4 protein-coding genes are annotated in these 8,938 nt (G+C 50.6%); 3 read left to right on the forward strand and 1 reads right to left on the reverse strand.

The features are described 5' to 3' along the window. Positions 1–294 precede the first annotated feature (294 nt). The 3 genes from asnB (at position 295) to DW657_RS14545 (ending at position 8,251) form a co-directional block, all read left to right on the forward strand. Positions 295–2,082 (forward strand): asparagine synthase B, encoded by a 1,788-nt coding sequence (gene asnB / locus DW657_RS14535; RefSeq protein WP_118313174.1) that lies wholly within the window; start codon positions 295–297, stop codon positions 2,080–2,082. A gap of 282 nt (positions 2,083–2,364) precedes the next feature. After that, the gene (gene gltB, locus DW657_RS14540) at positions 2,365–6,888 is read left to right on the forward strand and encodes a glutamate synthase large subunit (RefSeq protein ID WP_118313175.1); all 4,524 of its coding nucleotides are present in this window, start codon (positions 2,365–2,367) and stop codon (positions 6,886–6,888) included. Positions 6,889–6,907: 19 nt separating this feature from the next. Further along, positions 6,908–8,251 carry a glutamate synthase subunit beta gene (locus DW657_RS14545; protein WP_089545338.1) on the forward strand — a complete coding sequence of 448 codons (1,344 nt, stop codon included), beginning with the start codon at positions 6,908–6,910 and terminating at the stop codon, positions 8,249–8,251. A 503-nt stretch (positions 8,252–8,754) separates the two neighbouring features. Here DW657_RS14545 and DW657_RS18450 read toward each other — a convergent pair. Next, the coding region (locus DW657_RS18450) for a hypothetical protein (RefSeq protein ID WP_233547109.1) at positions 8,755–8,938 on the reverse strand (184 nt) is incomplete at its 5' end.

Here is an 8,938-nt window from a genome sequence, read left to right on the forward strand (position 1 = left end):
GAGCTTCTGCCCTTTCAGGGCGTATGGATTTCAGCGGAATTAATGCTTTTATCTTGTTTTTCTCTATTTGTGCTATTTTGAAATAAATAATACTGTTTGTACTTTCAAAATGAAAGTTTAAACGTATTAATACGTGCTGATATGTAATTACTCTCCTTTTCTTAAGACAAAAGGTAATGAAAATCTTTTGTATATTGACAAAAAGTAGTAATTTTGCAGCCGAAACATAACAAAATGTTATTTGTTTTAGGTAAAAAGAGATAAAAATAACCGTAAAAGAAAGGAAAAGATATTATGTGTGGAATCGTATCTATCTTCAATATTCAGGAGCAAACTCCTGAATTGCGACAGCAAGCGCTTCGTATGAGTCAGAAGATCCGCCATCGCGGACCAGACTGGAGCGGAATCTACTGTGGTGGTTCTGCTATCCTGGCACATGAGCGTCTGAGCATTGTTGACCCGGAAAGTGGTCGCCAACCTTTGTTTGCACCAGACAAAAAACAGGTGCTTGCCGTAAACGGTGAGATTTATAATCATCAGAATATCCGTGCCCGTTTTGCTGGCAAATACCAGTATCAGACCGGTTCCGACTGCGAGGTGATTCTTTCTCTCTATCGTGAGATGCGAGCAGATTCCGACTTTGATACCTTAATATATAAAGGTGAGGATGCGCTTCACGCCCGTATCTCCAAGATGCTTGAAGAGCTGAACGGCATCTTTGCCTTCGCCCTTTACGATGCTGAGCGTGATGAGTTCCTCATTGCCCGCGACCCTATCGGCGTAATTCCTCTTTATATTGGTTATGATAAGGATGGAAAAGTGCTGGTAGCGAGCGAGTTGAAGGCGCTGGAAGGTCAGTGCGACCACTACGAGCCATTCCTCCCGGGCCATTATTACTATAGCAAGAACCCTGGCATGAAGCGCTATTATACCCGTGATTGGTTTGAATACGCTGCCATGCAGAAGAAATATCAGATAGATGATACTCAGAAGGCTGAAGCCCAGCTGAAGGATGCGGAACCTCAGGAAGAGGCTGCCGTGAAGGAGATTCACGATGCCCTGGAGGATTCTGTAAAGCGCCAGCTGATGAGCGATGTTCCTTACGGTGTTCTCCTCAGTGGTGGTCTCGATTCTTCCGTCATTTCTGCCGTAGCTGAAAAATTCTCTTCTACCCGTGTTGAGAATGGGGGCGAAACCAAGGCCTACTGGCCACGATTGCACTCCTTTGCCGTAGGTTTGAAGGGTGCGCCTGATTTGGCAAAGGCACGATTGGTAGCCGAGCACATCGGAACCGTGCATCACGAGATCAACTACACCATCCAGGAAGGTCTGGATGCCATCCGTGATGTCATCTATTTCATCGAGACCTACGATGTTACCACCGTTCGTGCTTCTACCCCGATGTATCTCCTGGCGAGAGTCATCCGAAGCATGGGTATCAAGATGGTACTTTCCGGTGAGGGTGCCGACGAGGTGTTCGGAGGTTATCTCTACTTCCACAAGGCACCGGATGCCAAGGCTTTCCATGAGGAAACCGTGCGCAAGCTCGGCAAACTCTATCTCTACGATTGCCTGAGAGCCAACAAGAGTCTGGCTGCATGGGGCATCGAGGGCCGTGTGCCTTTCCTCGACAAGGAGTTCCTGGATGTAGCGATGGGTATGAACCCGGTTTTGAAGATGTGTCCGGATAAGACCATCGAGAAAAAGGTGGTTCGTGAGGCATTTGCCGATCTGCTTCCGGAAGAAGTGGCATGGCGCCAGAAGGAGCAGTTCTCCGATGGAGTGGGCTATTCATGGATAGACACCCTGAAGCAGATTACCGCATCAGCCGTCAGCGACGAACAGATGGCGCATGCTGCCGAGCGATTCCCTGTCAATCCTCCACAGAACAAGGAGGAGTATTATTATCGCTCTATCTTCGCCGAGCATTTCCCAAGCGACAGTGCTGCCAAGAGTGTGCCTAGCGTGCCAAGCGTAGCCTGCTCTACAGCCGAAGCCCTTGCCTGGGATGCTTCTTTCAAGAACCAGAACGATCCTAGCGGTAGAGCCGTAGCGGGAGTTCATGAGCAGGCGTATAAATAGTCAATTTAAGTTTCGCAAGTAGGCTCCACACGCCCTGAAAGGACAGATGGGAAGACCCCACACGCCCTGAAAGGGCAGAAGCTCCTAGCCCAGGGCAACGCCCTGGGTATAAAAGTAATCAGCAAGGCGCCCTGAAAGGGCAAAAGCTTTGTATATTGCTTGGTACTTGAAAGCTTTTGCCCTTTCAGGGCGTGTGGGGAAGTCACATGCGAAAGTTTAGTAGACAGCATGAAATAATGATATATTAATAGTTAGAAATAACCGATATAAAACGAACAAGAAATGGAAAAAGGATTGTACAGTTCTGCCTATGAACACGATGCGTGTGGCGTAGGTATGGTGGTGAATATCCACGGTAACAAGAGTCATGAGCTGGTCGATAACGCCTTGAAGGTCCTCGAGAATATGCGCCATCGTGGTGCTGAGGGTGCCGATAACAAGACGGGCGATGGTGCCGGTATCATGCTCCAGATTCCACATGAGTTTATTCTTCTTCAGGGTATCCCTGTACCGGAAAAGGGAAAATATGGTACAGGTCTTGTCTTCTTGCCTAAGGATGAGAAGAAACAGCAGGATATCCTCTCTATTATGATTGAAGAGATTGAACGTGAGGGACTTCAGTTGATGCATCTCCGCAATGTGCCTACCAATCCAGACTGTCTGGGTGAGGCTGCATTGAGTAATGAACCTGCCATCAAACAGGTGTTCATTACAGGTGTGACAGATGATAAGGTGCCTGTCTTCGAGCGCATCCTCTATCTCATCCGCAAGCGCATCGAGAAACGTGTCAGCTATCCTGATTTCTATATCTGTTCGTTGTCTAATTCGAACATCGTATATAAGGGTATGTTGAGCAGCCTTCAGCTGCGTCAGTACTATCCTGACTTGACTAATAATTATTTTACAAGCGGTCTGGCTCTGGTTCACTCCCGCTTCTCTACCAACACCTTCCCTACATGGAGTCTGGCTCAGCCATTCCGTCTCCTTGCCCACAATGGTGAGATCAACACCATCCGTGGCAACCGTGCCTGGATGAAGGCTCGTGAGAGTGTGTTGAGCAGTGAGGCTCTGGGCGATATCCGTGAGATTTCTCCTATCGTCCAGCCTGATATGAGTGACTCAGCAAGTCTCGACAATGTATTCGAGTTCTTCGTGATGAGCGGTCTGTCATTGCCTCACGCCATGGCTGTGATGGTGCCAGAGAGCTTCAACGACAAGAACCCTATCTCTGAGGATCTGAAGGCTTTCTATGAGTATCACTCTATCCTGATGGAGCCATGGGATGGTCCTGCCGCCCTGCTCTTCAGCGATGGCCGCTATGCCGGTGGTATGCTCGATAGAAACGGTCTGCGCCCTGCACGCTACACCATCACCAAGAACGATATGATGGTTGTGGCTTCTGAGGTGGGTGTGATGGATTTCGACCCAACCGAGATTGCCGAGAAGGGACGCTTGCAGCCGGGTAAGATTCTCCTGATTGATACACAGGAAGGCAAGATCTATTATGATGGCGAAATCAAGGAGCGCCTGGCTGAGGCTCATCCTTACCGCCAGTGGCTGAACACCAACCGTATTGAACTGGAAAAGTTGCGCAGCGGACGAAAGGTGGAAAACGCTGTGGAAAACCTCACTCGCAAGGAATTGGAGTTTGGATTTGGCGAGGAAGACATCGACGGTACCATCATTCCGATGGCTACCAAGGGTCAGGAGCCTACTGCATCCATGGGTAATGATACCCCTCTTGCCGTGCTTTCCGACCAGCCACAGATCTTCTTCAACTACTTCCGTCAGCAGTTTGCTCAGGTTACCAACCCTGCTATCGACTCCATCCGTGAGAACCTTGTGATGAGTCTTACCGAGTATATCGGTAGAGTAGGTTCCGGCATTCTGAACCCGGACGAGAGCAACTGCAAGATGGTTCGCCTGCCACATCCTATCCTGACCAATACCCAGCTGGATATCCTTCAGAATATCCGCTACAAGGGATTCAATACCGTAAAACTCCACATGCTCTTCGAAACCGCCAAGGGCGAAGAAGGATTGCATGAGGCTCTGGATGAACTCTGCAAGCAGGCTGCCCAGAGCGTGGATGATGGTTACAACTACATCATCTTGAGCGACCGTGGCGTGGATGAGACCCATGCCGCCATCCCATCATTGCTCGCCGTAAGCGCCGTACATCATTATCTGATTGATGCCGGCAAGCGTGTACAGACAGCCCTCATCGTTGAGAGCGGTGAGATTCGTGAGGTAATGCACGCAGCCCTGTTGCTGGGTTACGGTGCATCAGCCCTCTGTCCATACTTGACATACGCCATCCTCGACGACCTGGTCAAGAAGGGAAAGATTCAGGAGGATTACCATACAGCCGAGCAGAACTACATCAAGGCTGTGAAGAAGGGCTTGTTCAAGATTATGGCAAAGATGGGTATCTCTACCATCCGAAGCTATCGTGGAGCCAAGATTTTCGAGAGCATCGGTTTGAGCGAGAGCCTCCTGAAGAGCTACTTCGGAACAGAGGTGAGCACCATCGGCGGTATCGGACTCGAGACTATCGCCCGTGATGCCATCCGCCTGCACGACAAGGCATTCGAGACCAAGAAGCTCGACTTCCTGCCAAGTATGGGACAGTTCCACTATCGCAAGGACGGTATCAAGCACGCTTGGAACCCAGAGACCATCGCTACCCTGCAGCTCGCAACCCGCAAGGGCGATTACGATCTCTTCAAGAAATATACACATCTCGTTGACGATAAGCAGGAGCCTATCTTCATCCGCGACTTCTTCAGCTTCCGCAAGAACCCTATCTCTATCGATAAGGTGGAGCCGGTAGAGGAAATCGTCAAGCACTTCGTTACCGGTGCGATGAGTTTCGGTGCCCTCTCCAAGGAGGCTCACGAGGCAATGGCACTCGCCATGAACGCCCTCGGTGCTCGAAGCAATACCGGTGAAGGTGGTGAAGATAACGAGCGATTCCATTCTACACAGGATGGCATCAGCCTCTCCAGCAAGACCAAGCAGGTGGCTTCCGGTCGATTCGGTGTGACAACAGAATATTTGGTAAATGCAGAGGAAATCCAGATCAAGGTGGCACAGGGTGCTAAACCGGGTGAGGGTGGTCAGTTGCCTGGCTTCAAGGTCAACGAGGTCATCGCCAAGACCCGTCACTCTATCCCTGGCATCAGTCTGATTTCTCCTCCACCTCATCACGATATCTACAGTATCGAGGATTTGGCTCAGCTCATCTTCGACCTCAAGAATGTGAACCCTAAGGCGGCTATCTCTGTCAAATTGGTGGCTGAGAGTGGTGTGGGTACTATCGCTGCCGGTGTGGCTAAGGCGAAGGCTGACCTCATCGTCATCTCCGGTGCCGAGGGTGGTACAGGTGCCAGCCCTGCATCTAGTATGCGTTTCGCAGGTATCTCTCCTGAAATCGGACTTTCTGAAACCCAGCAGACTTTGGTGAAGAACGGTCTTCGCGGACAGGTTCGCCTGCAGGTAGATGGTCAGTTGAAGAGCGGTCGCGACATCATCCTGATGGCTTTGCTCGGTGCAGAGGAATTCAGTTTCGGTACTGCCGCCCTCATCGTCTTGGGTTGTGTCATGATGCGTAAGTGTAACCTGAATACCTGTCCTATGGGTGTTGCCACACAGGATCCTAAGCTCCGTGCGCACTTCCGTGGCAGCTACAAGTACCTCATCAACTACTTCCGCTTCCTCGCCGAGGAGGTTCGTGAGTATCTGGCTGAGATGGGTTACACCTCATTGAACGATATCATCGGTCATACCGAGCTCATCGTCCGCAAGAAGGATGAGGAGATTGTTCCTGTCGAGGGTGCTGATGCCGTAGAGCCAGAGGTGGCTGAGAGCATCAAGGAGAAGGCCGACTTGCTCGATTTCTCCCGTCTCTTGCATCGTGAGACAGGTCATTGCTCGCTCTATCATACTACCGAGCAGATTCATGATCTCGATAATGTACTCGACCAGCAGTTGATTCGTGGTGCACAGCGTGCCATCGAGAACCAGGAAGAGGTGAACCTCGACTTCGCCATCAAGAATACCGACCGTGCTGCCGGTGTGATGCTGAGCGGTATGATTGCCGGGAAATATGGCGAGGCAGGTCTTCCAGACAAGACCGTGAACGTGAAGTTCAAGGGTTCTGCAGGTCAGAGCTTCGGTGCCTTCCTGGTCAAGGGAGTGGATTTCAAGCTCGAGGGTGAGACCAATGACTATTTCGCAAAGGGACTTTCAGGAGGTCGTATTTCCATCCTTCCTCCTATCCGCAGCAACTTCTCTGCCGAGGATAACATCATCGCCGGTAACACCGGTCTGTATGGTGCCACAAGCGGTGAGTTGTATATCAATGGTAAGGTAGGCGAGCGCTTCGGTGTTCGTAACTCCGGTGCCATCGCCGTGATTGAGGGTGCTGGCGACCACTGCTGCGAGTATATGACGGGCGGTAGAGTCGTAGTGCTCGGTGAAACCGGCCGTAACTTCGCCGCTGGTATGAGTGGTGGTGTTGCCTATGTATGGGATAAGAACCACAACTTCGATTACTTCTGTAACATGGATATGGTGGAGATCAACCTCGTGGAGGACAGCACCTATCGCAAGGAGTTGCACGAGCTGATCCGTCAGCATTATCTCTACACCGGCAGTAAACTCGCCCGTACCATGCTCGATGACTGGAACCACTACGTAGAGGATTTCATCCAGGTAGTGCCAATCGAGTACAAGCGAGTTCTCCAGGAGGAGCAGGTAAAGAAGTTGCAGCAGAAGATTGCGGATATGCAGCGCGATTACTAATTTTAAAATTAGAAAAAAGATGGGAAATCCAAAAGCATTTTTGACTATACCTCGCAAGGAAGCAGGTTATAGACCAATTCACGATAGAATCCTCGACTTTGGCGAGGTAGAACAAACATTGAATAGCAACGACCGCCGTCAGCAGGCGAGCCGTTGTATGGACTGCGGTGTGCCTTTCTGCCACTGGGCTTGTCCGCTGGGCAACAAGGCACCGGAGTGGAACGATGCCCTCTACAAGGGCGACTGGGAGCTGGCTTACCGACTCCTCAATTCCACCAACGACTTCCCGGAGTTCACAGGACGTATCTGTCCTGCACTCTGCGAGAAGGCTTGTGTCCTCAATTTGATGGACCACGAACCAACCACCAACCGTGAGGATGAGTGCGCCATCGTGGAGCACGCCTTCCAAGAGGATTATGTGCATGTAGAGTTGCCTGAGCGCAATGGCAAGACAGTGGCTGTCATCGGTGCCGGACCTGCCGGATTGGTAGCTGCCAACCAGCTGAATCATAAGGGATATAAGGTAACTGTATTCGAGGCTCGTGAGAACGCAGGTGGTTTGTTGAGATATGGTATTCCAAACTTCAAACTCAACAAGATTATCATCGACCGCCGTCTCCGTCTCTTGGAGGAAGAAGGCATCGAGTTCAAGTATAATCAGAAGATAGATGTCACCCAGTTGCCAGAGGGCTTCGATGCCTACGTGGTATCTACGGGTACTCCAACCGCTCGTGACTTGAAGATTCCTGGACGTGAGTTGAAGGGTGTCTATTTCGCCCTCGAACTCCTCTCTCAGCAAAACAGAGTGTTGGCTGGCATGGAGTTCTCCAAGGATGAGCGTGTCACCTGCAAGGGCAAGGATGTCTTGGTTATCGGTGGTGGTGATACGGGTTCCGACTGCATCGGTACCGCTCATCGCCAGGGTTGCAAGAGCGTAACCCAGATCGAGATCATGCCTAAGCCGGTAGAGGGTCCTGAGGATCCTAAGAATCCTTGGCCAAACTGGCCTCGCACCCTGAAAACCACCTCCAGTCATGAGGAAGGCTGTACCCGCCGCTGGAACATCAACTCTCTGGAGTTCCTGGGAAAGAACGGCAAGCTGACAGGTGTGAAGGTTCAGCCTATCGACTGGAAGCCAAACCCAGAGGGTGGTCGCCCATTGATGGTAGAGGCAGGTGAGCCGGAAATCATCAAGGCAGAGGCCGTATTCCTGGCAATGGGCTTCCTGAAGCCACAGCAGCCTGAGTTTGCCGAGAATGTCTTCGTGGCTGGTGATGCAGCCAGCGGAGCTTCTCTGGTGGTTCGTGCCATGGCAAGCGGCAGAAAGATTGCTGCTCAGGTAGATAAGTTCCTGAACAAGTAATATTCGGTTATTTTTAACTATAAGTGTAGGGAGGTAAACCTTGTGACGAGGTAAGCCTCCCTTTTTTGTGCTCGGTAAGTGACTTGCTTGCGGTGGCTAAGTGACTTGCTTACGGGTACTAAGTGACTTGCTTACGAGGTCTAAGTGACTTACTTACGGGTGCTAAGTGACTTGCTTACGAGGTCTAAGTAAGATACTTATGGTGCTAAGGCGACTTGTCCCGGAATGACAGAGTGACACCGATGACAGCATTTTCTTAAAAAATCTCTCGCGTAGGCGGGCGGGAGACTGATTAGAAAATTCTTCCTGCCCGCCCGCCCGCGCGTAGGATTTTTTTAGAAAACAAGTGTCATAAGTGTCATAAGTGTCATCGAGTCTCTCTTTCTTTTCCTCTTCTTTTCTTTATTTACTCAAGTTTCTCTTTATTTACTCAAGTTTCGCAAGTAAGCCCCACACGCCCTGAAAGGGCAGAAGCTCCTAGCCCAGGGCATCGCCCTGGGTGTTTATGGACGCAAACCTGTCGCCCTGTAAGGGCAAAAGCTTTCAAATACCTGGCAATATACAAAGCTTTTGCCCTTACAGGGCGCCTTGCTGATTGCCATTATACCCAGGGCGATGCCCTGGGCTAGGAGCTTTTGGGCCTTCAGCCCGTACTTGAACCACATGCGAAACTTCAGTTTATTTATT

Origin of the sequence: Prevotella sp. AM23-5, from assembly GCF_003473645.1 — a bacterium.
GTDB classification, from domain to species: domain Bacteria; phylum Bacteroidota; class Bacteroidia; order Bacteroidales; family Bacteroidaceae; genus Prevotella; species Prevotella copri_A.